Source organism: Paenibacillus alkaliterrae, assembly GCF_021532375.1.
GTDB lineage: Bacteria > Bacillota > Bacilli > Paenibacillales > Paenibacillaceae > Pristimantibacillus > Pristimantibacillus alkaliterrae.
In genome coordinates this window covers 112,730-132,066 of record NZ_JAKGAP010000008.1, presented here as the reverse complement: position 1 = coordinate 132,066, position 19,337 = coordinate 112,730, and the positions used below count along the sequence as shown (strand labels likewise).

The window sequence follows — 19,337 nt, the reverse complement described above, 5'->3', positions numbered from 1 at the left end:
TACCAGTTGAGCTACAACGGCATATTAATTACATTCACCATGAAGGTGTTTTGGTTGCGGGGGCAGGATTTGAACCTGCGGCCTTCGGGTTATGAGCCCGACGAGCTACCGGGCTGCTCCACCCCGCGTCGTTAAAAATAATGGTGACCCGTAGGGGATTCGAACCCCTGTTACCTCCGTGAAAGGGAGGTGTCTTAACCCCTTGACCAACGGGCCGTACTTATGTGTATTTCGAACGGAGAGAGAGGGATTCGAACCCTCGCACCACTTACGCAGTCTAACCCCTTAGCAGAGGGTCCCCTTGAGCCACTTGGGTATCTCTCCAAACTTTGGCTCCCCGAACAGGACTCGAACCTGTGACAACTCGATTAACAGTCGAGTGCTCTACCAACTGAGCTATCAGGGAAAAGTAAAAGTGACATTTAATAATGTATCATTATTCGATTTTATTGTCAAGCATTTTTAGCTTTAGTTTTCCGCGACATTTGCCGCACGCATATTTTGCAGGGTCCAGCTTCCGTTTTCGCAAATATTCCATGCCGCATTTGCCGCATACTAACTTGTAACGGAACGGCATCGCTTTTCGTTGGGCGCGCTCGGGTAGCGTACCGCAATAGCGGGCGCCGCCAACATGGGCAAGCAAATTTTTGAAATCGGCATCGCGATGCCGATATCCGCGATTCATGATGTGCAAATGATAATGGCACAGCTCATGCTTAATGATTTTTTCCGTTTCCTCACAGCCGAATGCCGCCAACTGATGCGGGCTGATCTCGATGTTGTGCGAACGTGTAAAGTAACGGCCTCCCGTTGCCTTCAGCCGGCTGTTAAAGGTCGCTTGATGCAGGAAAGGACGCCCGAAGGACGAGACCGATACCTGCTCAACCCATTGCTGCAGTGCTTCGTTGTTCATTATTTATTCTCCCCCAACTACTTGAATTTTAAAGCCTCGATAGGCTACACTGTCAAGTAGGAATTATAAATAGGCTTTTCTACAATAGAAGTACGGTACCAAACCGAGGGGAGACCAATACCGATTATGGCAACTATGCGCTATGTATTAATGAAAAAGAATGACAGCATCCTTTTCGTCGAAATGCCCGGTTCACACGCTTACCAGCTAAGCGCGCTTAATCTGCGCCTTCATAAAGAAATCGATAAATTGACGGCCGAGCATGTCCCAAGTTTGCCTTACGCAGTCGCGGAATGCAACGATGTCGAGCTACACGATTCATCGATCTCCATCGTTTCCGGACTCGATTACATTAACAGCCTCGAGCAGGATTTTGCCGGCGTGCAGGAGAAATCCTATCCGCTAATCTCGCTTCTAACGGAAATTAGAGCGCTGCAGGCTCAGCTTGAGCAGTGGTACGAAGAGTACGAAGAAGACCGGATCAATTAGGTTGGACCTGCACGGACATTCGTCCTTCCCCATATTGTAATATTACAACAAGTTAGGCCCGGGAGGAGGACGATGCGTATGCCGCAGTGGCTGTGCAATCAACTGATGCGCGCATTTCAGAAGAAAGACCGCCGGCAAATCAAACTGCTTAACGATTGCTGGTATTTTTACCGTAACAAGCAAGGTCCGAAGGAGCAAATCAACGTCACCGAATTTCATTGATTGCTTCTCATACGATTGAATAGCAAAAACCGGCCTCCGCATGCGGCAGTGCCGGTTTATTATTTATTCGAATCTTTTAAAAAACATTAAAAAAAGCTACATCTTCAATCGATAAACGACTCGTTGGATATCCTTCAGCCGCCGCCTTGCCGATCGGGAGCATGAGCGTCGGCAAATAACGATCCGAAATGTTAAACAGCTCCTTCAACTGATCACGGTTGTAGCCGCCCATCGGAACAGTGTCATAGCCCTTGGCGCGCGCCGTCAGCATAATCTGCATCGCGACCAGCCCCGTGTCGAATACGACTATTTCCTTTAGTCTCTCCGCAGGCAGGGACGAGTACATTTTCGTCGAATTGGCGATAAAGTTGTTCGCTGCTTCCTCAGTCATATAGCCTGCCTCCACTGAAGCTCCATAAATCTTATCGGACAAGTTGTACATTTCCAAATCGCCAAGCACGATAACGACCGCCGATGCTTCCGCCACCTGCTGCTGATTGAAAGCGATAGGCTGCAGCTTCTGCTTCAGCTCCGGATCCGTTACGACAAGAAAACGCCATGGCTGCATATTGGAGGATGAAGGCGCTTTGGTTGAAATCTCCAAAATCTCCCTGATCTCCTCCTGAGAAATAACGGCGCTGCTGTCGTACTTGCGCACGGAGCGGCGGTCTTTCAGCACATCAAAAAATGAAATATCGGGTTGCTCTTTCGTTTGTACCTGTACTTGTGAATCTATTTGCGTTTGTGTCATAATAGTTCCCTCCTAAGGAATTCACTGTTTTCTTAACTGTACCTTTTATGAATACAGTATAAAGCTGCTGATTCAGTTTGTCAATTAACTTACTTTATATTATTAACTTTATAAACTCCTCGCTTAGCACGACACCACTAAATAGGGCTGTTCCAAAGTCATCAATCATAACTTTGGGACAGCCCTTATGTGAATATGGTTAATTCGGCTTTCGCATGGTCAAGCCTACACGGCCTTTCTTCTGATCGACGCTAAGTACCCATACCGTTACCGTATCGCCAACCGACACGACATCCATAGGACGCTTCACGAACTTGTCGCTCATTTGCGAGATATGAACGAGTCCGTCATTCTTGATGCCGATATCTATAAAAGCTCCGAAGTCGATTACGTTGCGTACCGTTCCCTGAAGCTCCATCCCCGGCGTCAAGTCCTCCATATTGAGTACGTCCGTGTGGAAGATCGGGGGCGGCAGCTCCTCGCGCGGATCTCTGCCTGGCTTGAGCAAACTGTCCATGATATCCCGCAGCGTCGGAACGCCTACGCCAAGCGCTGGAGCGACTGTCACGGGGTCTACCTCAGCCAGCCTCGCCTTCAACTCCTCCGAGCCAAGCTGCCCCAGCTCAAGCTTTAGCTCGTTAAACAGCTTGTCTACGACATCGTAGGATTCCGGATGGATCGGTGTTCGGTCTAACGGATTGCCCGCTTCCGGGATGCGAAGAAATCCGATGCATTGTTCATACGATTTCGCGCCTAGGCGCGGAACCTTCTGAAGCTGCGTCCGCTTCGCGAACCGTCCGTTCTCCTCGCGGTACTTCACGATGTTCTTCGCAATCGTAGCGTTAATTCCCGCGACGTACGAAAGCAGTGATGCGGAAGCGGTGTTCACATCGACGCCGACATGGTTAACGGCCGATTCGACCACACCGCCAAGCGTTTCGTCAAGCCGCTTCTGGCTTACGTCATGCTGATATTGGCCAACGCCAATCGCCTTCGGCTCAATCTTGACAAGCTCAGCCAGCGGGTCCTGCAGCCTTCGCGCAATGGATACGGCGCTGCGCTCGGCAACGTCAAGCGCAGGAAACTCCTCCTGAGCGAGCTTGGAGGCCGAATAGACGCTTGCCCCCGCTTCGTTGACGATTATATACTTCAGCTCCGTCCCTCCGGCAGAAGCCGTTTTACGCTTGTTTATGAGGTTCGCAATAAACTGCTCCGTCTCGCGCGATGCTGTACCGTTTCCGATCACGATCAATTCAACCATATACTTATCGATTAAACCGTTTATAAGCTTCTCGGCTTCAGCAACTTTGTTGTTCGGAGGCGTTGGGTATGACACAGCAACCTCGAGCAGCTTGCCTGTGTCATCAATTACGGCAAGCTTGCAGCCGGTTCGGAACGCGGGATCTACCCCCAGCACGATATTGCCGCGAACAGGCGGCTGAAGCAGCAGATTGCGCAGGTTTTCCGAGAATATAGAAATGGCATGCTCCTCAGCCTTCTCCGTCAATTCGCTACGCACCTCGCGTTCAATAGATGGAGAAACTAAACGTTTATAAGAGTCCTCTATGACTGCCGTCAATACATCGCGAATAGACTGATCAGTTCCGTTCCTAAGCAGCTTGCGTTGAATATGCTCATGAATCCGATCGGTCGGCACATCGAAAGTAACCCGCAGCACATCCTCGCGTTCCGCGCGGTTAATCGCCAATACGCGATGCGGCGGCAGCTTGCGGACAGGCTCCTGATAGCTGTAGTACATTTCATATACCGATTCCTCGGCCGCGTTTTTGGCTTCCGTCTTCAGCATCGACTGGTCAAACGTAAATTTACGTACCCATGCGCGGATGGCGGCATCGTCCGCTATATTTTCGGCTAAAATGTCCATAGCCCCTTGCAGCGCATCCTCTGCTGACGAAACACCTTTATCCGCATCGATATAACGAGCCGCTTCAGAGAGCGGCTCGCCTTGACGGGGCTGCGACCACAACCAATTGGCCAGCGGCTCCAAGCCTCTTTCCTTCGCGACGCTGGCGCGGGTTTTGCGTTTTTGCCGGTAAGGACGATAAAGATCCTCGACCTCCTGCAGCTTTACGGACTGATTGATGGCTACCTGCAGCCCGTCGGTTAATTTTCCCTGCTCATCAATGAGCCGAATAACCTCGCGCTTGCGTTCTTCGAGATTTCGCATATACTGCAACTTCTCTTCAATCGATCTCAGGTCATTTTCGTCAAGCTCGCCGGTCATTTCCTTCCGGTACCGGGCGATAAACGGAATCGTATTCCCTTCATCCAGCAGTCCGACTGCCGATTTAACCTTCGTTACGGCAATTGACAGCTGTGCGGCAATGCCCTTCACAATTCGTTCGCTTTCGGCCGTTTTCTGTTCCGCCGTCAGCTTCGATTTGCCGGCTGACTCTTCTGCTTCCTCTGCGTATTTCTGTACTTTCGTCTCCGCCAAACGTCATGCACCATCCTCTGTTCATGCTCGTGTATAAGGGTTGTTCGCCATCTCGTAACCAATCGTCGTTCGTCCTCCATGTCCGGGATATACAATGACATCCGGGTTTAGCTTGTACAACTTCGTACGTATGGAGTCATACAAATCCCGCTCGCGGCCGCCCGGAAGATCGGTTCGGCCTACCGACAATTTGAACAACACGTCGCCCGAGAACAAGTGGTTGCCGTACAAGAAGCTCACGCTGCCGGGGGAATGACCCGGCGTGTGCATCACCTGAAAGGCCAATCCCAGCAGCTTCAAGGATTGTCCTTCCGCGAGCGCGTATTCGGCTGGATCGGTAGATAGCGGCGGCGTTACGTCCTGCCACCGCATCGAGCCGTTCTTGCGCGGGTCGGTAAGCCAATCCGCCTCCAAATCATGTATGTAGACAGGACAATCCGCCGCTTTGCGCACCTCGTCGACGCCGCCCATATGGTCGAAATGGGCATGCGTCAGCAAAATCGCTTCCACCTTCACGCCTTGCAGCCTTTCAAGCAGCCGCTTGGGATTCATGCCTGGATCGATGACGATTGCCCGCTCCCGCATGCGCTCACCTTCGGATGAGGCCGGCTCCGTCACTGAGATGAAATAAGCGTTCGTCTGCAAGGGGCCTAATGTAAATGTTTCAATCTGCAAATTTGTCGTCATAATCCGGTTAGAAGGACTCCAGCAAGGTCCGAAGCTCTTTCACGATTACGGATTGGTAGCCGGTGCCCTCTCCGTATCGGCGTCCCATCTCCTGGCGTGTTACCGCAAGCTTCTCTTGATAATCGGCTGCTTCGCGATCCGGATTTTCCAGCTTGAACGCCGTCATCGCCTCCTGCACATGACTTGGACGAGGTCCCCATTGTCCAAGTACGGCTCCGCCCGTATCCGCAATAATAACGATCGGAACTGCGCGGCCGCCCATCGTCAGAAATTGCTCCATCGTATCGAGGTGTTCTTCCATGATAAGCACTTCGGTTGGAATGCCGCTGTTCTCAAGCGCACGGAACACGACCGGAATATTGCGCACGACATCGCCGCACCAGTCAGCCATCAAAATCAAGCACCGAAGGTCGTCACGGTTATTAAGCGATTCAAAAAAATTCTTGTCGCTTTCGTCCGTCCAAACAAACTTTACCGACCATTCGATAAATGACTCTTTATTTTTTGTCATTCCGTCTATGAATTGCTGCGGGCTGATTCCTTTGCCAAGCTTATTTGCTACGCTTTTGTTCATTGCAATCCCTCTTTCTTTTTTTATTTGCTGATGCTTATGAAACAGAACGTATCCGCACTCTTCATTATACTTAAAACTTTTTGGCTCTGCGAATATACAAGATCAAAACAATGATAATGGCAACGGCTATGATTGCATAAGCAATATTGGCATAAACATCCATAAAAGAAACGATATCATGCCAGTTATCCCCTACTGCTGCGCCTACGTATACCAGAATCGTATTCCATATAAGCGTTCCAATGATGGTAAACAGTAAAAAAGGTGCAAATTTCATGTTCGCCATGCCTGCGGGCAAGGAGATCAAGCTGCGAATTAACGGGATCATTCTGCAAAGCAATACAGCCCAATAGCCGTATTTTTCGAACCAAGCATCCGCTTTCCGAATATCTTCCTTCTTGACTCGCAGTACGCGCCCATATTTGTCGACGATTTTCTCTAATCGTTCTACGCCAAGCAACCGGCCAACATAATACAAAATAATGGCTCCGATAACGGATCCCAAAGTAGCCATCACGATGACGCCAAGCGGCGTCAAGCTGGTATACGTCGTCATAAAGCCCCCGAAGGTAAGAATCACTTCCGATGGAATGGGCGGGAATAAATTTTCAAGCGCGATCATTAATAAAATGCCGAAGTAACCGTATTGCTCCATAAAATCCGTAATCCAGTTTTCCATACCGACCTCCAAAGAAATTAATCATTCATAATTGCACTGAAGCTATTCTAACATAGGTATCGGACAGCCTTCCACTTTTGTCATGCGCTGATAAGCCTATGCATAGACTAGCCATAAATGATACGAATAAGTGAGGTGATCTCCATGTCCAAAGTATTTATTGTAAGCAAGAGGCAAATTCAATTGTTTATCGTGGTCGCGGTATTAATTATTTTGACCGGCGTTTACTTAAGCTGGAATCAGTCGCGACCGGTTAGCGGACAAGCAGGCGAGCCACGCGTCTTCCAGCTCGTAACCGGCGAATTTAAAACGCAAACCGCCGATGGCAAAGAAATTGAGGTATACACCTGGCACCCGGGTACCCTATTCGTAAGCAAAGGCGAAGCTACCGAGCTGCATATCAGCGGCGTAAACGGTAATAGTCATCCTTTTGTGATAGAAGGCCTTGGCATTCGCGGCGAAGTAACGAAAGGTAAAACTACGGTCGTCCGGTTTACCCCGGAGAAGGAAGGCACATACCCGATTCTGTGCTTGACCCACACCGACATGCGCCATGGCGGACCGATGGTCGGATACATCGTCGTGCAATAATCGTTATGAGAGCTAATCGAGTGACCTCCTCTGCCCCGGGCGCATACATATGGGGTAGAGAGGAGTCGGTTCCCATGAAAGCTAACGCGCAAAAGCATACCGCCGGCTATCCGACCGCGCGCAAAATACGCAGAGCCTGCAGCAATGAGCTCTACCGCACCGTCAAGCGGATGAAGGTATGGGTATCGAAGGACAAGATGGATCAAGCCGAGGAGCTTTATTTCAAAAAGGTGGTTCTGAACCTGACCTGGATCGTCGAGAACCAGAGCAACCGTAAGGTGCAGGCTGACTGGTGGGATGAGAACGTCAGCGCCGACATTGCCGAGCTGTGGCAGGTTGACCGGGTGAAGCTTTGCACGGCCTTCCGTGACGCGTATGGCGGTTGATCGCATAAGAATATAAGCAGTAAGCGATGAAAAAAACGAAAAAAAGCGGTGAGGCAGCCATTCAGCTTCACCGCTTTTTTGACATCTCCTATTCCTTATCTCTAGAAAAACGGCGTGTAGACTTTACCTACATCAAGAAATCACTTGCTGATTTCTCTCAACCGGTCGCAGGAAACGGTTTTCGTATTCACGGGGTTGTTCCCAACCGTAACCGTCGCCATGCCGTTCGTTTCATCTACATTCTCAATCCATACCGAGTCCTCATCCAGATGAACGGCAAAGGTCTGTTCCGAGTTATAAATTTGCATCGCGCGAGCTGTATCCATACTGCTGCTCCTCCTATTACTTCGATTCGCGTTCCATCGTGTCTGTGGTCGATTCGTCAATAAGGCCGTTTTGCAAAGTCACATTGCCGCCGCCCAAGCCTTCGTTCACCATTCTGTCGATGTCCATAAAGTAATCGTCCCGGCCTTCATGCTGCGGCTCTGCCGAGGACAGCTTTTCTTGCTCTAATGCATCGGTCACTGGTTGCTCCTCCTATTTGAACAAATTTACTTAAACGGCTTGTCATTAGCCATCACGAAAAATATGCCCGAAAAAGCTGTCCGCCATGCACGGCTCATAGCAGCGGTGATAACATATGGAGGATGGATTCCGCCGCCTTTTGCCGCCATGGCCTGTCCTTGAACTGTTGCAAATCCAGCTCCCGGCAATGATGGAGATCCTCGATAAAATCGTTCTCCAGCCTTTTAATGGTTCCTTCATCGAAGAGAACCGCATTAATTTCGAAGTTGCTGTACAAACTGCGCATGTCGACGTTTGCGGTTCCGACAGTTGCCAGCATTTGATCGACGATCATGACCTTAGCGTGAACAAACCCCTTCTCATAACGATACACCCGCACCCCCGCGTCCAGCATATCCTGTATATAGGATAAGGAAGCGAGCAGCACGAGCTTGGAATCGGCTATGCCGGGAATAATCAGCTTGACGTCAACTCCGCTAAGCGCCGCCGTTCTCAGCACCATCAGCAGACTGGGGTCCGGAATGAAATAGGGAGTCGTCAAGTAAATACGGGATTTGGCCGCCGTCATTGCCGCGAACATGATTTCCTTGATTGTCTGATCATTATGTCCAGGCTTGCTAGATACCATCTGAACACGCTCGGCCCCCTCGCATCGATGCTTGGGCATATACATATGCTCATCCAGCTTTTCTTTAGCCGCGAAGGCCCAATCCTTCAAAAAGAGCTCCTGTAAAAAATAAACCGAGTCACCCTCAAGACGCATATGCGTATCCCGCCAAAAGCCAAGCCTGGGTTCCTTTCCCAAGTACTCGTCTCCAATGTTAATTCCCCCGACGAAGCCTACAATCCCATCCACCACGACGATTTTACGATGATTCCGGTAGTTCAGCTTCCTGTCGTAAAACGCGATCCGCGGAGACAGGAAGCAACACGTCTCCACGCCGGCCGCACGCAGCTCACAAATATAGGAGTCGCTGATATGAAGGCTGCCAATTCCATCATACAAAACCCGAACCTGAGCGCCCTCTTTCGCTTTGCGCACAAGCACCTTCAAGAACCGCCTGCCTATATGGTCATCCCGAATCGTATAATAATCCATATGAATATGGTGGCGTGCCTTCTCCAGTTGCTCCAATATGGAATCAAAGGTCGATTGTCCATTAGTGAGTACCGTCGTTTTATTCCTGCTTGTTATAGGGAAGGGCGCGAGTCCCGTAAGCATCGCAAACAGCCTCTCCTGCTGCTCGAGCTGCTTATTGCCGACATCCTGTACGGCATCCACGGTTTCTGACATTTGACAAGCAAACTCCATGGTCTCCAGCTTATATGAATCGAGTCTCCGGCTTCTCGTGAACTTCCTTCCGAGCATGATATACGCCATAAACCCAATAATCGGGAAGAGAAAGGAAATAAAAAGCCACGCCGTCATTTGTGCGGGGCGGCGATGCTCCAGCAGCAGAATGCCCGCTAATTGGGTAATATAAATAAGAAGTCCAGCCGCCAGCCATATAAGCCATGTACACATGTCCATTCACCTCGTATCCCTGACGATTGGAGCCGCCGGCAGGTTTCTTTAGTGTGAGCCAAATTCCATATCGTATACGGTCGCTAAATCTGGGCAAGGCGAATAAAAAAGCCGTTCCATGCACGCTCACTAATTAAAATGAAGAGCGGCAGGGAACAGCTTATTTTCATGTATATGATCGTTAGGATGCAACATCCCGCTTATTGAATATGTACCAGGTCAATGCAATAAACAAGATATAGTATACGCCAAGCACGCCCAGTGAGAATCCTAATGTCATGCCTTCACGCATCGGATTTCCATCCAAATATTGCGTCAAGTTCAAGTGGATGAACAATAAATAATCAATCCATTTGTAGTCAAGCATGGCAATAAGCAAAATAAAGCTGTTAACTCCTAACAGCAAAAACAACGACATCCCTATCGCTAGACCGCCGCTCCGGAATACAGTCGACAACATGAAGGCCAGCGTTACCGTAACGACTAGGGAAACTAGCGTCAGCGCGTAATACTGCATCAAGTAGGATACGGGCGAATCGCCGTTCGGAATTGTATTCGGTACCACTTCGGGATCAGCATTGATCCCAAAAGCGACCCAGTTGACAAAGATCGTGCTTGCGAATAGAAGTACGGCAAGCAGGATAGCGAACATCATAATCGCAACGTATTTGGACAATAATATCTTTGAACGCGACCAGGGACGGATAAGCAAGAGTTTAATCGTACCGGACGTAAACTCCTCCGCTACGCCGCCGGCAGCTATCACAACCGTAAATATAGTAACAAGCAGAAATAACACAGAAGCCTCGATAAAAGCAACGTCCCACATCGAAGCATCTCTTCCGCCGAACGTTAACCACATGATCGAGATAGCAAGCACCAGTCCGATCAGAATGCCCGTCATTACCCATGTCCGGGGACGGCGATAAATTTTCATATTTTCATTTTTGACCAGCTGTAAAAAATCACCCAATGCGTTCCCCTCCCGTCACTTCCAAAAACTGATCCTCAAGAGACTTCACATGTGCACGAATGCCGTATACCTTGATGCCAGCTGCAACGAGGACTGCATTTATAGCCGCCGTTTCATCACGGTCTGCCTCTACCGCTATGGCCTGCTCACCCTCAAAAATCGAAGAACGGCCTGTTGCGAGCAGAGCCTCGATCGCTCCTTGCGGACGATCAACCTCGATAAATACGCGGGCTGCCACGGCTGCCGTTTCCGATCCCCCGATGGTTCTTACATCGATTAGCCTACCGTTCTGTATGATCGCGACGCGGTCGCACATCAGTTCCATCTCGGAGAGCAAATGGCTGGATACGAATACGGCAATTCCCTCGTCTTTGGACAGCTTGCGTAAATAATCGCGAAGCTCGCGAATGCCTGCGGGGTCAAGACCGTTCGTAGGTTCATCCAGAATGAGAAGCTGAGGTTTATGTAGAATAGCCTGCGCCACTCCTAACCGCTGGCGCATACCAAGAGAATAGGTTTTCACTTTATCGCGAATACGCCCCTCAAGCCCTACCAGCTTCACTACCTCATGAACCCGGTGCTCCGTTATTCCCGGAATCATTCTTGCATAATGAATTAAGTTATCATAACCGCTTAAGTATTTGTACATTTCAGGATTTTCTACAATCGCTCCAACATGACGGATCGCCTTCTCGTAGTCCTTCGTTATGCTATGTCCGTTAATGAAAATTTCGCCTTCCGTCAATGACATTAAACCAACCATCATCCTAATCGTAGTAGTTTTGCCCGCACCGTTCGGACCGAGGAACCCAAATACTTCTCCAAGCGGCAAATCCAGCGTCAGCTTATCGATTATCGTGCGTCTGCCAATTCGTTTCGTTACATTTTGCAATCTAACAATGGGTTTCTCCATCTCTATGGTCCTCCTCCATAACTCCAAATCTCATTTATTATATCCGATTAAGGAAACAATTGGTAGTTGATAAAAAACACCCCTGCTCTACAGCTGTAAGCTGCGTTGAGCAGGGGCTTCCTACGGTAATCATACGATTAATAAGAATAAGGATGAACATTATGCTCGGCAACTTTCGCATCTGCGCGCAGGAACATTTTTAAGTCGTAGTTACTGGTCTTACCTGGCGATTTAGCGCTCGAATGATGCTTCTCTTCCTCTATGCTGCACGCTAAGCAATAGCCCATTGGATGTACCACCTGGAAAAATCCTGTCCGAAACACAATATCCGCTTCGGGATTGGCAACCATCTCTCCGCAACTAACACAATAAAAACAGTCCTTGAAACGCATCATCCGATAGATCGCTCCCTCTCTCTTCGTAATGATATGCCCAAACTTCAGAATCGATAACCTTCGAATGTCACTTTGCTCTTATGTAATAATCGGCTGTATAGATTATGAATTTTCTGCTGCTGCGGCTGTCTTCCCAGCAATTCCTCATTCATCGCGCCAATGATCAAAGAACGGAGCGTATCCGAACATTCGAACAACACGCCATGCACAAATTGATTATCATTTTTTGAGCACCAAACGATGCGCCCGCGCACGATGATCTGTGTTCTCGAAAGCTTCATTCGAAATTGGACGCGGTAATTGCGCTGAACGGGAAGCTGCAGTCCAGACAAGAAACAAAGCCCGTTTTGACTCATATTTAGCAGCAGTACGGTAGACGTCGAGCTCGTTAAGGGCTCACCATCCATGCTTACCAGTCTAAGCTCTGCCTTTACGCCTTCTATGAAGCGAAGCCTGATGTGATTGCGCGGATCGTCCATCGGATTCGTCGCCATGCTTCATTCCTCCATCGTACTGGAAGTTCGTATTAATATATGAGTAGTGAGCGGTCGAAGACAGGAGGAGTTCAATGAGCATCGGCAACAGAATTGCTGGTTTGAGGGAGAAGCGGAGGTGGACGCAATTGCAGAGAGCCAGATACCGAAACGTTATCGATGTTCGCGGATTTATTCCAGGTCACTATCGACTACTAGATATAATAACATCATTATACCCGAGCCTGCAGATGGAGTTTGTCGGTTAATGAGTGCGTCTTTTTTCTAATTTAGAAAGATTTTGTCGAAAAATAAAAGGGACTGTCATCCGAAGTATGAAATCCACTTCGATGACAGTCCCTTTATTCATGCCCGTCTGCTTGGAGCATCGTTTATCGTTATTTGCCGCCTGCGCGAGCAAGCTCTCTCTTGTTAGCTTCGAAGGCCGCGAGCAATGCTTCATCGCCCTTCAAGCCCGTGTCTTCAACTTTACGAATTTGCTCAAGCATACGCTTGTAGTCCTTTGGAATAACCTTAACGAATTTCGCGAGCGAAGCATCCCAATCATTCAATAAGCGAGTACCTACCGCACTCTCCGTATATTGAACATGCGATTCGATCATGCCGCGAAGCTCTGCCATATCCGCAGTATCCTCCAGACGCTCCAGCAGTACCATTTCCAGGTTGCAATGGTTATAGAAGTCGCCTTTTTCATCATAGATGTAGGCTACACCGCCTGACATACCTGCTGCAAAGTTACGACCCGTACTTCCGAGAATCGCAACACGTCCGCCAGTCATATATTCGCACCCATGGTCGCCTACGCCTTCTACAACAACGCTGACACCGCTATTACGAACGGCGAAACGCTCGCCTGCCACACCGCGGATATAAGCCTGACCGCTTGTTGCGCCGTAAAGCGCCGTGTTGCCGATAATAACGTTATCTTCGGCAAGGAAGGTCGCTTTCGGTGAAGGTGCCACTATAATTTTACCGCCGGACAATCCTTTACCAACGTAATCATTCGAGTCGCCTTCAATGGAAAGCGTAATGCCCTTCGGTACGAATGCTCCAAAGCTTTGGCCAGCCGTTCCAACGAAGTGGTACGAGATCGTATCCTCAGGCAAACCGGCTGCTCCGTAACGACGGGTAACCTCGCTGCCGAGAATCGTTCCGACAACACGGTTCGTGTTCAAAATCGGGAACGTACCGCGTACGCGTTCTCCGCTCTCCAGCGCAGGCTGTGCAAGAGGCACAAGCTGCTGCATGTCAAGCGATAGCTCAAGGCCGTGATTTTGCTCCTGGATGTTGTAGCGTACGGCATCCTTCGGCAAATCGGCTTCATAGAGCAAGCCGGAAAGATCAATGCCTTTCGCTTTGTAATGCTCGCGCAATTGCTTTGTCTCAAGAATATCGACGCGTCCAACCATTTCTTGGATTGTACGGAAGCCAAGCTCTGCCATAATCTCGCGCAGTTCTTCCGCGATAAAGCGCAGGTAGTTTACAACATGGCTTGGATCGCCCATGAACTTCTTGCGAAGCTCCGGATTTTGAGTCGCTACGCCAACCGGACAAGTATCAAGCTGACAAACGCGCATCATGATGCAGCCTAGAACGATGAGCGGAGCAGTCGAGAAGCCATATTCTTCGGCTCCAAGCAGTACGGCAATCGCTACATCGCGGCCATTCATCATTTTGCCGTCTGTCTCAAGCACGACGCGGTCACGCAAGTTGTTCAGCATGAGCGTTTGGTGCGTTTCAGCAAGACCAAGCTCCCACGGAAGACCAGCATGACGAATCGAGCCCATTGGCGAAGCGCCTGTTCCGCCGTCATAGCCGCTCACCATAATAACGTCTGCGCGGCCTTTGGCAACGCCAGTCGCAATGGTTCCAACGCCGACACCGGATACGAGTTTAACGTTGATGCGGGCGCGCGGATTTGCGTTCTTCAGATCGTGAACAAGCTCAGCCAAATCCTCGATCGAATAAATATCATGATGCGGAGGCGGCGAGATGAGACCTACGCCCGGCGTCGAGCCGCGAACCTCTGCAACCCATGGATATACTTTAAGGCCAGGCAATTGACCGCCTTCGCCAGGCTTGGCGCCTTGGGCCATTTTGATTTGAATTTCATCTGCATTTACTAGGTAGTTGCTCGTTACGCCGAAACGACCGGAAGCAACCTGCTTGATTGCGCTGCGTCTGGAATCCCCGTTCGCATCAGGAATGAAACGCGCCGGGTCTTCCCCGCCCTCGCCTGTATTCGATTTGCCGCCTAGACGGTTCATCGCAATAGCCAGACTCTCATGCGCCTCTTTACTAATGGAACCAAACGACATCGCGCCGGTTTTGAACCGTTTGACGATCGATTCCACCGATTCAACCTCATCAAGCGGTACCGATGTACGTCCTTCCTTAAATTGCAGCAAGGAACGCAGTGTCAAATGCTTCTTGTCTTCGCCCTGAACGAGCGTCGAGAATTTCTTGTACAGCTTGTAGTCATTTCCGCGGGAAGCCATTTGCAGAGTATGAATGGTCTGCGGCGTAAACAAGTGATCTTCGCCGTCTTTGCGCCATTGATAATCACCGCCGGAGTCCAGCTCCTTCTCGCCGCCCTCTTGCTCTGCAAATGCGCGGGTGTGGTGCTTCAGCGTCTCTTCTGCGATGACATCGAGTCCGATGCCGCCAATCCGGGACGGTGTCCAAGTAAAGTACTCGTTGATAACGTCCTCTTTCAAGCCAAGCGCTTCAAAAATTTGCGCGCCCCGGTAGGATTGAATCGTCGAAATACCCATTTTTGACAATATTTTAATAACGCCTTTTGTGGCCGCTTTAATAAAGTTCTTGACTGCTTTGTCATGCGATACGCCGCGCAGCATGCCTTGACGAATCATATCGTCAAGCGACTCGAAAGCCAAATACGGGTTTACTGCGCTCACGCCGTAGCCGAGCAGCAGAGCGAAGTGATGAACCTCGCGCGGCTCGCCCGATTCAAGCAGCAAAGCAACCTTTGTCCGCGTACCTTGGCGAATAAGGTGATGATGAAGTGCGGATACAGCCAGCAAAGCCGGAATCGCAGCATTATCCTTATCGACGCCGCGGTCAGACAGAATGAGAAGGTTGTGTCCCTTCGCGATCACGCGGTCAGCCGCTTCGCACATTTGTTTAATCGCTGCGCGCAAGCCCGCTTCGCCTTCGCTTGCCGTGAAAAATATCGGAAGCGTAATCGAACGGAATCCAGGGCGGCGCACATGACGAAGCTTAGCGAATTGCTCGTTGGATAAAATGGGCGTATCTAATTTAATATGACGGCAGCTTTCCGGTTCAGGGTTCAGCAGGTTACGCTCCGGACCGATCGTCGTGCCTGTAGCCGTAATAATTTCTTCGCGAATCGCATCAATTGGAGGATTCGTTACTTGGGCGAACAATTGCTTGAAATAGTTATAAAGGCGCTGCGGGCGCTCCGACAATACGGCCAGCGGCGCGTCGTAGCCCATGGAAGCGATCGGCTCGGCGCCGCTGCCTGCCATAGGTTCAATCACCTTGCGAATGTCCTCGAACGTGTAACCGAATGCTTGCTGTCTCTTTTGGACGGTAGCATGATCCGGCTCCGGCAATTCCGGCGCTTCCGGCAGCTCCTCCAGATCTACGAGATGCTCGTTAAGCCACTCGCGGTAAGGATGCTCCGTCTCGATTTCCGCCTTCACTTCTTCATCCGAAATGATGCGGCCTTTCTCCGTATCGACAAGCAACATCCGGCCCGGACGCAGACGGTCCTTGTACAGAATATCTTCCGGAGGAAGCTCTACCGTACCAGCTTCGGAGCCCAGAATGATATGATCGTCCTTCGTTACATAGTAGCGAGCCGGACGAAGGCCGTTACGGTCAAGCACGGCGCCGATTTTCACGCCGTCCGTAAAGCCCAGCGCTGCGGGTCCGTCCCATGGCTCCATCAATGTGCTGTGGTATTCATAGAACGCTTTGCGCTCGTCGCTCATGCTTTCGTGATTGGACCAAGGCTCCGGCACCATCATCATTGCGGCATGCGCCATCGAACGGCCAGACAGGAACAAAAACTCCAGCGTGTTATCGAACATCGCCGTATCGGAGCCGTCCGGGTTAATGACCGGTTTGATCTTCTCCAGATCATCGCCGAACAATTCCGTTGCGAACAGCGTCTGACGGGCATGCATCCAGTTCACATTACCGCGAAGCGTGTTAATTTCGCCGTTGTGGATCATATAGTGGAAAGGATGCGCCCGCTCCCAGCTGGGGAAAGTGTTCGTACTGAAACGGGAATGCACAAGCGCCATCGCCGATACGACCGACTCATCATTAAGCTCGGTGTAGAACGAACGGACCTGCTCGGTAGTAAGCATCCCTTTGTATACGATCTTTCTCGATGAAAGACTGGAAAAATAGAACATATTGCCGCCTTCTTTGCCGGCATAACGAATCGCAAGCTCTGCGCGCTTACGAATAACATATAATTTGCGTTCAAACGCCATGTTGTCCTTCAAGCTGCCGTTCTGGCCGATAAACAGCTGGCGTACAAAAGGCTTAACGGCTAACGCCGATTCACCAAGCTTCTTATCGTCCGTCGGAACGGTCCGCCATCCGATCACGGTCTGGTTCTCTTCCTGCACGATCGTCTCCACTTCACGCTCAATTGCGCTGCGGGCAGCCTCGTCCTGCGGCATAAAGATCATACCAACGGCATAACGGCCTTCCTGCGGAAGCGCGATCTCTTGTTTCTTTAATTCGGCAGCAAAAAACGCATGTGGAATTTGAAGCAAAATGCCCGCTCCGTCTCCCGTATTCGGTTCGCTGCCTTGTCCGCCGCGATGCTCCATGTTCTCCAGCAGCATCAGCGCTTGGCGGATGACCTTATGCGACTTGATTCCCTTGATATTGGCCACGAAGCCCATGCCGCATGCGTCTTTCTCGAATTGCGGATCATAAAGCCCCTGCTTCGGCGGCAATCCCAAAATAAGTTCTTTCATTGTGTGCAACCTTTCTATGAGAAGATTGTTGGGTAAGCGTGAACGTGTTGAAGATAAGCACCGATGAATGCGCGTCACGCTTCATAATTGGCTTGTTTAATCATAGAATGATAGTCAGCGAGGCGCATCGGCCTGCTCCTTGCCATTCTTAAGCAAAACGGCATGCGGTCCGTATTCCGGGCGCCTCCGTTCCATTAACCATATACCGGGCCTATACCGCGACAATGCGATTATTATATTATTTTAACATCAGGCCAAAACGGAATCAATTTAATATTTTTATAATTGTTTGTACTTTTTGACTACTGGCGCTAACGCACGTTCCCGTGTAATGCCTTATGCAACCGGCAGGCAATAAAAAGCAAGCATAACATAATCATGCAGCAAATGATTACTTAAATTTCTATTGTGTATTAAAATGAAGCATAACATTTACTATTTTATCAAAAGGATGTGTTCGAGTTGTATAGTAAGTTAAGGAAAGTATCGTATCGCGGGCTACCGGCTTTCATGATTGCCATTTTGTTAACAACAACGATCATTAGCGGACAACACTCATCGGCAGCTTCGGCCGTTGCGGGCCCTGCGGAGAATACCGCCTATCATATAGTCGCGGTGGGCGATTCATTAACGGCAGGCTATGAGCACGGGTTTACCGAGCAATCCATTCCGTACGGGTACGTTGAACAAGTCTATGAGCAGGCTCTATTCCAGGGGCTAAGAGCGGAGTTTTCCAACTATGGCGTGCTCGGACTGAAAACACAGGGGCTCGCCCGCTGGATCGAAGCGGCATTACAAGGTGTAAGCGTGAAGGCAGACGATATCCAGAGCAACTTGATCGATCCGAGAGCGGAACGGATCTTTGCGGAAACACTACAGCTTCGTTCATCGCTGACCGAAGCGGATCTGATCATCATGACCATCGGCGGCAACGATATGAACGCTGTCTTTACTAAGCTTGAAGCAGGCGGTACCCTCGCCGAGGCGGCAATCGTGCTTGATAACGCGCTTGCGATTTATGAAAAAGAACTCGAAGAGACGATCAGGGGCATGGCAGAACTTCGGCCTCAGGCGCAGATCGTTGTCGCCGATCAGTATTTGCCGGTCCCAGCGCCATTCAAAATTAAAGATACGCTTGTCGAGCTCTACCCGGAGGCAGACCGGTTATTTCTAGTCGATGGTCAAAAGCAGCTCCAAGAACGGCTGGACGGGGTGGTCGCACGTCTGTCAAATGTAGGGATTAACGTAAAGGCGGCCAACGTCGCCGATCCCTTCAAAGGCAATGAGCTGAGCTTCACTTCTATATCTGAAGGAGATATTCATCCCAGCCGCTCAGGATATGCCGCGATGGGCAAAGCATTCGCGAACGCCATCTGGGACGAATACCTGACGGTGAAGCCGCGGGCGGAAGGAGTTCCGATTTCCGTCGTCATTAATGGCAAGGAGCTCATCAGCAGCTACAAGCCGGTGCTCTTAGAAAATCGCACCTTCGTACCGCTGCGCGAAATTACCGAAGCACTAGGCGCAACGGTGGACTGGAACTCTGCTGCTCAGACCGCTACAATCGTACAGGATGGCCGCACGGTCGACATCACGATTGGGGCCGCCGCCATATCCGTTAACGGTGTAAAGACTAAGCTGAACGCTCAGCCTGCGTTCCTGCACAGAGTTGGCAAGGAAAGCAAAACCTATCTTCCGCTCGCAGCTTTGTCCGAAGGGCTTGCATTCCAGGTCGTTTATCGCGATACGTTAAAAACCGCCTTCATTAATAAATAAGCGT

Annotated in this window: 20 protein-coding genes and 4 tRNA genes; 6 read left to right on the top strand and 18 right to left on the bottom strand. The window is 50.1% G+C overall.

The window, feature by feature from the left end; all coding sequences use genetic code 11:
* Positions 1 to 51: 51 nt before the first annotated feature.
* The 5 genes from L1N85_RS05040 to L1N85_RS05020 all read right to left on the bottom strand — a co-directional run bounded on the left by L1N85_RS05040 (position 52) and on the right by L1N85_RS05020 (position 913).
* Positions 52 to 128 (bottom strand) — tRNA-Met (locus L1N85_RS05040).
* A gap of 13 nt (positions 129 to 141) precedes the next feature.
* A tRNA-Glu gene (locus L1N85_RS05035) sits at positions 142 to 216 on the bottom strand.
* Between the two features lie 20 nt (positions 217 to 236).
* Positions 237 to 324, bottom strand: a tRNA-Ser gene (locus L1N85_RS05030).
* Positions 325 to 330: 6 nt separating this feature from the next.
* Positions 331 to 406: transfer RNA gene (locus L1N85_RS05025), tRNA-Asn, on the bottom strand.
* A 30-nt stretch (positions 407 to 436) separates the two neighbouring features.
* Entirely contained in the window at positions 437 to 913 is a 477-nt protein-coding gene (locus L1N85_RS05020) for a SprT family protein (RefSeq protein WP_235235539.1), read from the bottom strand.
* A 126-nt stretch (positions 914 to 1,039) separates the two neighbouring features.
* Here L1N85_RS05020 and L1N85_RS05015 point away from each other — a divergent pair, with 126 nt between their 5' ends.
* Both L1N85_RS05015 and cmpA read left to right on the top strand, forming a co-directional pair.
* Entirely contained in the window at positions 1,040 to 1,402 is a 363-nt protein-coding gene (locus tag L1N85_RS05015; RefSeq protein ID WP_235235537.1) for a hydrolase/acyltransferase, read from the top strand.
* A gap of 78 nt (positions 1,403 to 1,480) precedes the next feature.
* Complete coding sequence (gene cmpA / locus L1N85_RS05010) at positions 1,481 to 1,624, top strand: cortex morphogenetic protein CmpA (RefSeq protein WP_235235558.1); 144 nt, start codon at positions 1,481 to 1,483, stop codon at positions 1,622 to 1,624.
* Between the two features lie 76 nt (positions 1,625 to 1,700).
* Here cmpA and L1N85_RS05005 read toward each other — a convergent pair whose 3' ends face one another.
* From L1N85_RS05005 to L1N85_RS04985, 5 genes are all read right to left on the bottom strand, one after another.
* Positions 1,701 to 2,375, bottom strand: a complete 675-nt coding sequence (locus L1N85_RS05005) for a nitroreductase family protein (protein WP_235235535.1) — start codon at positions 2,373 to 2,375, stop codon at positions 1,701 to 1,703.
* 199 nt (positions 2,376 to 2,574) lie between these two features.
* Positions 2,575 to 4,833, bottom strand: a complete 2,259-nt coding sequence (locus tag L1N85_RS05000; RefSeq protein ID WP_328285152.1) for a Tex family protein — start codon at positions 4,831 to 4,833, stop codon at positions 2,575 to 2,577.
* Between the two features lie 21 nt (positions 4,834 to 4,854).
* Positions 4,855 to 5,520, bottom strand: a complete 666-nt coding sequence (locus L1N85_RS04995; protein WP_235235533.1) for an MBL fold metallo-hydrolase — start codon at positions 5,518 to 5,520, stop codon at positions 4,855 to 4,857.
* Between the two features lie 7 nt (positions 5,521 to 5,527).
* A complete protein-coding gene (locus tag L1N85_RS04990; RefSeq protein ID WP_235235531.1) occupies positions 5,528 to 6,094 on the bottom strand; it encodes a thioredoxin family protein in 567 nt (188 codons plus the stop codon).
* Between the two features lie 70 nt (positions 6,095 to 6,164).
* Positions 6,165 to 6,773, bottom strand: a complete 609-nt coding sequence (locus L1N85_RS04985) for a DedA family protein (protein WP_235235530.1) — start codon at positions 6,771 to 6,773, stop codon at positions 6,165 to 6,167.
* A 144-nt stretch (positions 6,774 to 6,917) separates the two neighbouring features.
* Between L1N85_RS04985 and L1N85_RS04980 the strand changes: the two genes are divergently transcribed.
* Positions 6,918 to 7,364, top strand: coding sequence for a cupredoxin domain-containing protein (locus L1N85_RS04980; protein ID WP_235235528.1), 447 nt, complete (start codon positions 6,918 to 6,920; stop codon positions 7,362 to 7,364).
* A gap of 74 nt (positions 7,365 to 7,438) precedes the next feature.
* On the top strand, positions 7,439 to 7,750 hold the full coding sequence (locus L1N85_RS04975) for a dehydrogenase (protein ID WP_235235526.1): 312 nt from the start codon (positions 7,439 to 7,441) through the stop codon (positions 7,748 to 7,750).
* A gap of 140 nt (positions 7,751 to 7,890) precedes the next feature.
* Here L1N85_RS04975 and L1N85_RS04970 read toward each other — a convergent pair whose 3' ends face one another.
* The 7 genes from L1N85_RS04970 to L1N85_RS04940 form a co-directional block, all read right to left on the bottom strand.
* The gene (locus L1N85_RS04970; RefSeq protein WP_235235524.1) at positions 7,891 to 8,076 is read right to left on the bottom strand and encodes an H-type small acid-soluble spore protein; all 186 of its coding nucleotides are present in this window, start codon (positions 8,074 to 8,076) and stop codon (positions 7,891 to 7,893) included.
* 16 nt (positions 8,077 to 8,092) lie between these two features.
* Positions 8,093 to 8,275, bottom strand: a complete 183-nt coding sequence (locus L1N85_RS04965) for a hypothetical protein (protein ID WP_235235522.1) — start codon at positions 8,273 to 8,275, stop codon at positions 8,093 to 8,095.
* 94 nt (positions 8,276 to 8,369) lie between these two features.
* Entirely contained in the window at positions 8,370 to 9,800 is a 1,431-nt protein-coding gene (gene cls / locus L1N85_RS04960) for a cardiolipin synthase (protein ID WP_235235520.1), read from the bottom strand.
* A gap of 181 nt (positions 9,801 to 9,981) precedes the next feature.
* Complete coding sequence (locus tag L1N85_RS04955) at positions 9,982 to 10,773, bottom strand: ABC transporter permease (protein WP_235235518.1); 792 nt, start codon at positions 10,771 to 10,773, stop codon at positions 9,982 to 9,984.
* Complete coding sequence (locus tag L1N85_RS04950; RefSeq protein ID WP_235235516.1) at positions 10,766 to 11,686, bottom strand: ABC transporter ATP-binding protein; 921 nt, start codon at positions 11,684 to 11,686, stop codon at positions 10,766 to 10,768. Before L1N85_RS04950 ends, L1N85_RS04955 begins: the two co-directional genes overlap by 8 nt.
* A gap of 137 nt (positions 11,687 to 11,823) precedes the next feature.
* On the bottom strand, positions 11,824 to 12,081 hold the full coding sequence (locus L1N85_RS04945) for a hypothetical protein (RefSeq protein WP_235235514.1): 258 nt from the start codon (positions 12,079 to 12,081) through the stop codon (positions 11,824 to 11,826).
* Positions 12,082 to 12,125: 44 nt separating this feature from the next.
* A complete protein-coding gene (locus tag L1N85_RS04940; protein ID WP_235235513.1) occupies positions 12,126 to 12,575 on the bottom strand; it encodes a PilZ domain-containing protein in 450 nt (149 codons plus the stop codon).
* Between the two features lie 74 nt (positions 12,576 to 12,649).
* Between L1N85_RS04940 and L1N85_RS04935 the strand changes: the two genes are divergently transcribed.
* A complete protein-coding gene (locus L1N85_RS04935; RefSeq protein WP_328285151.1) occupies positions 12,650 to 12,823 on the top strand; it encodes a hypothetical protein in 174 nt (57 codons plus the stop codon).
* A gap of 129 nt (positions 12,824 to 12,952) precedes the next feature.
* Here L1N85_RS04935 and gltB read toward each other — a convergent pair whose 3' ends face one another.
* Positions 12,953 to 17,557, bottom strand: a complete 4,605-nt coding sequence (gene gltB / locus L1N85_RS04930) for a glutamate synthase large subunit (RefSeq protein WP_235235511.1) — start codon at positions 17,555 to 17,557, stop codon at positions 12,953 to 12,955.
* 462 nt (positions 17,558 to 18,019) lie between these two features.
* On the opposite strand from gltB, the gene L1N85_RS04925 reads away from it, so the two are divergent.
* Positions 18,020 to 19,333, top strand: a complete 1,314-nt coding sequence (locus L1N85_RS04925; RefSeq protein WP_235235509.1) for a stalk domain-containing protein — start codon at positions 18,020 to 18,022, stop codon at positions 19,331 to 19,333.
* Positions 19,334 to 19,337 lie beyond the last annotated feature (4 nt).

Excerpts from the sequence above, each read along its gene's own strand:
- L1N85_RS05020 (WP_235235539.1), bottom strand. The coding sequence starts at position 913 with ATGAACAACGAAGCACTGCAGCAATGGGTTGAGCAGGTATCGGTCTCG.
- L1N85_RS05015 (WP_235235537.1), top strand. The coding sequence starts at position 1,040 with ATGGCAACTATGCGCTATGTATTAATGAAAAAGAATGACAGCATCCTT.
- cmpA (WP_235235558.1), top strand. The coding sequence starts at position 1,481 with ATGCCGCAGTGGCTGTGCAATCAACTGATGCGCGCATTTCAGAAGAAA.
- L1N85_RS05005 (WP_235235535.1), bottom strand. The coding sequence starts at position 2,375 with ATGACACAAACGCAAATAGATTCACAAGTACAGGTACAAACGAAAGAG.
- L1N85_RS04995 (WP_235235533.1), bottom strand. The coding sequence starts at position 5,520 with ATGACGACAAATTTGCAGATTGAAACATTTACATTAGGCCCCTTGCAG.
- L1N85_RS04990 (WP_235235531.1), bottom strand. The coding sequence starts at position 6,094 with ATGAACAAAAGCGTAGCAAATAAGCTTGGCAAAGGAATCAGCCCGCAG.
- L1N85_RS04985 (WP_235235530.1), bottom strand. The coding sequence starts at position 6,773 with ATGGAAAACTGGATTACGGATTTTATGGAGCAATACGGTTACTTCGGC.
- L1N85_RS04980 (WP_235235528.1), top strand. The coding sequence starts at position 6,918 with ATGTCCAAAGTATTTATTGTAAGCAAGAGGCAAATTCAATTGTTTATC.
- L1N85_RS04975 (WP_235235526.1), top strand. The coding sequence starts at position 7,439 with ATGAAAGCTAACGCGCAAAAGCATACCGCCGGCTATCCGACCGCGCGC.
- L1N85_RS04970 (WP_235235524.1), bottom strand. The coding sequence starts at position 8,076 with ATGGATACAGCTCGCGCGATGCAAATTTATAACTCGGAACAGACCTTT.
- cls (WP_235235520.1), bottom strand. The coding sequence starts at position 9,800 with ATGTGTACATGGCTTATATGGCTGGCGGCTGGACTTCTTATTTATATT.
- L1N85_RS04950 (WP_235235516.1), bottom strand. The coding sequence starts at position 11,686 with ATGGAGAAACCCATTGTTAGATTGCAAAATGTAACGAAACGAATTGGC.
- L1N85_RS04945 (WP_235235514.1), bottom strand. The coding sequence starts at position 12,081 with ATGATGCGTTTCAAGGACTGTTTTTATTGTGTTAGTTGCGGAGAGATG.
- L1N85_RS04940 (WP_235235513.1), bottom strand. The coding sequence starts at position 12,575 with ATGGCGACGAATCCGATGGACGATCCGCGCAATCACATCAGGCTTCGC.
- L1N85_RS04935 (WP_328285151.1), top strand. The coding sequence starts at position 12,650 with ATGAGCATCGGCAACAGAATTGCTGGTTTGAGGGAGAAGCGGAGGTGG.
- gltB (WP_235235511.1), bottom strand. The coding sequence starts at position 17,557 with ATGAAAGAACTTATTTTGGGATTGCCGCCGAAGCAGGGGCTTTATGAT.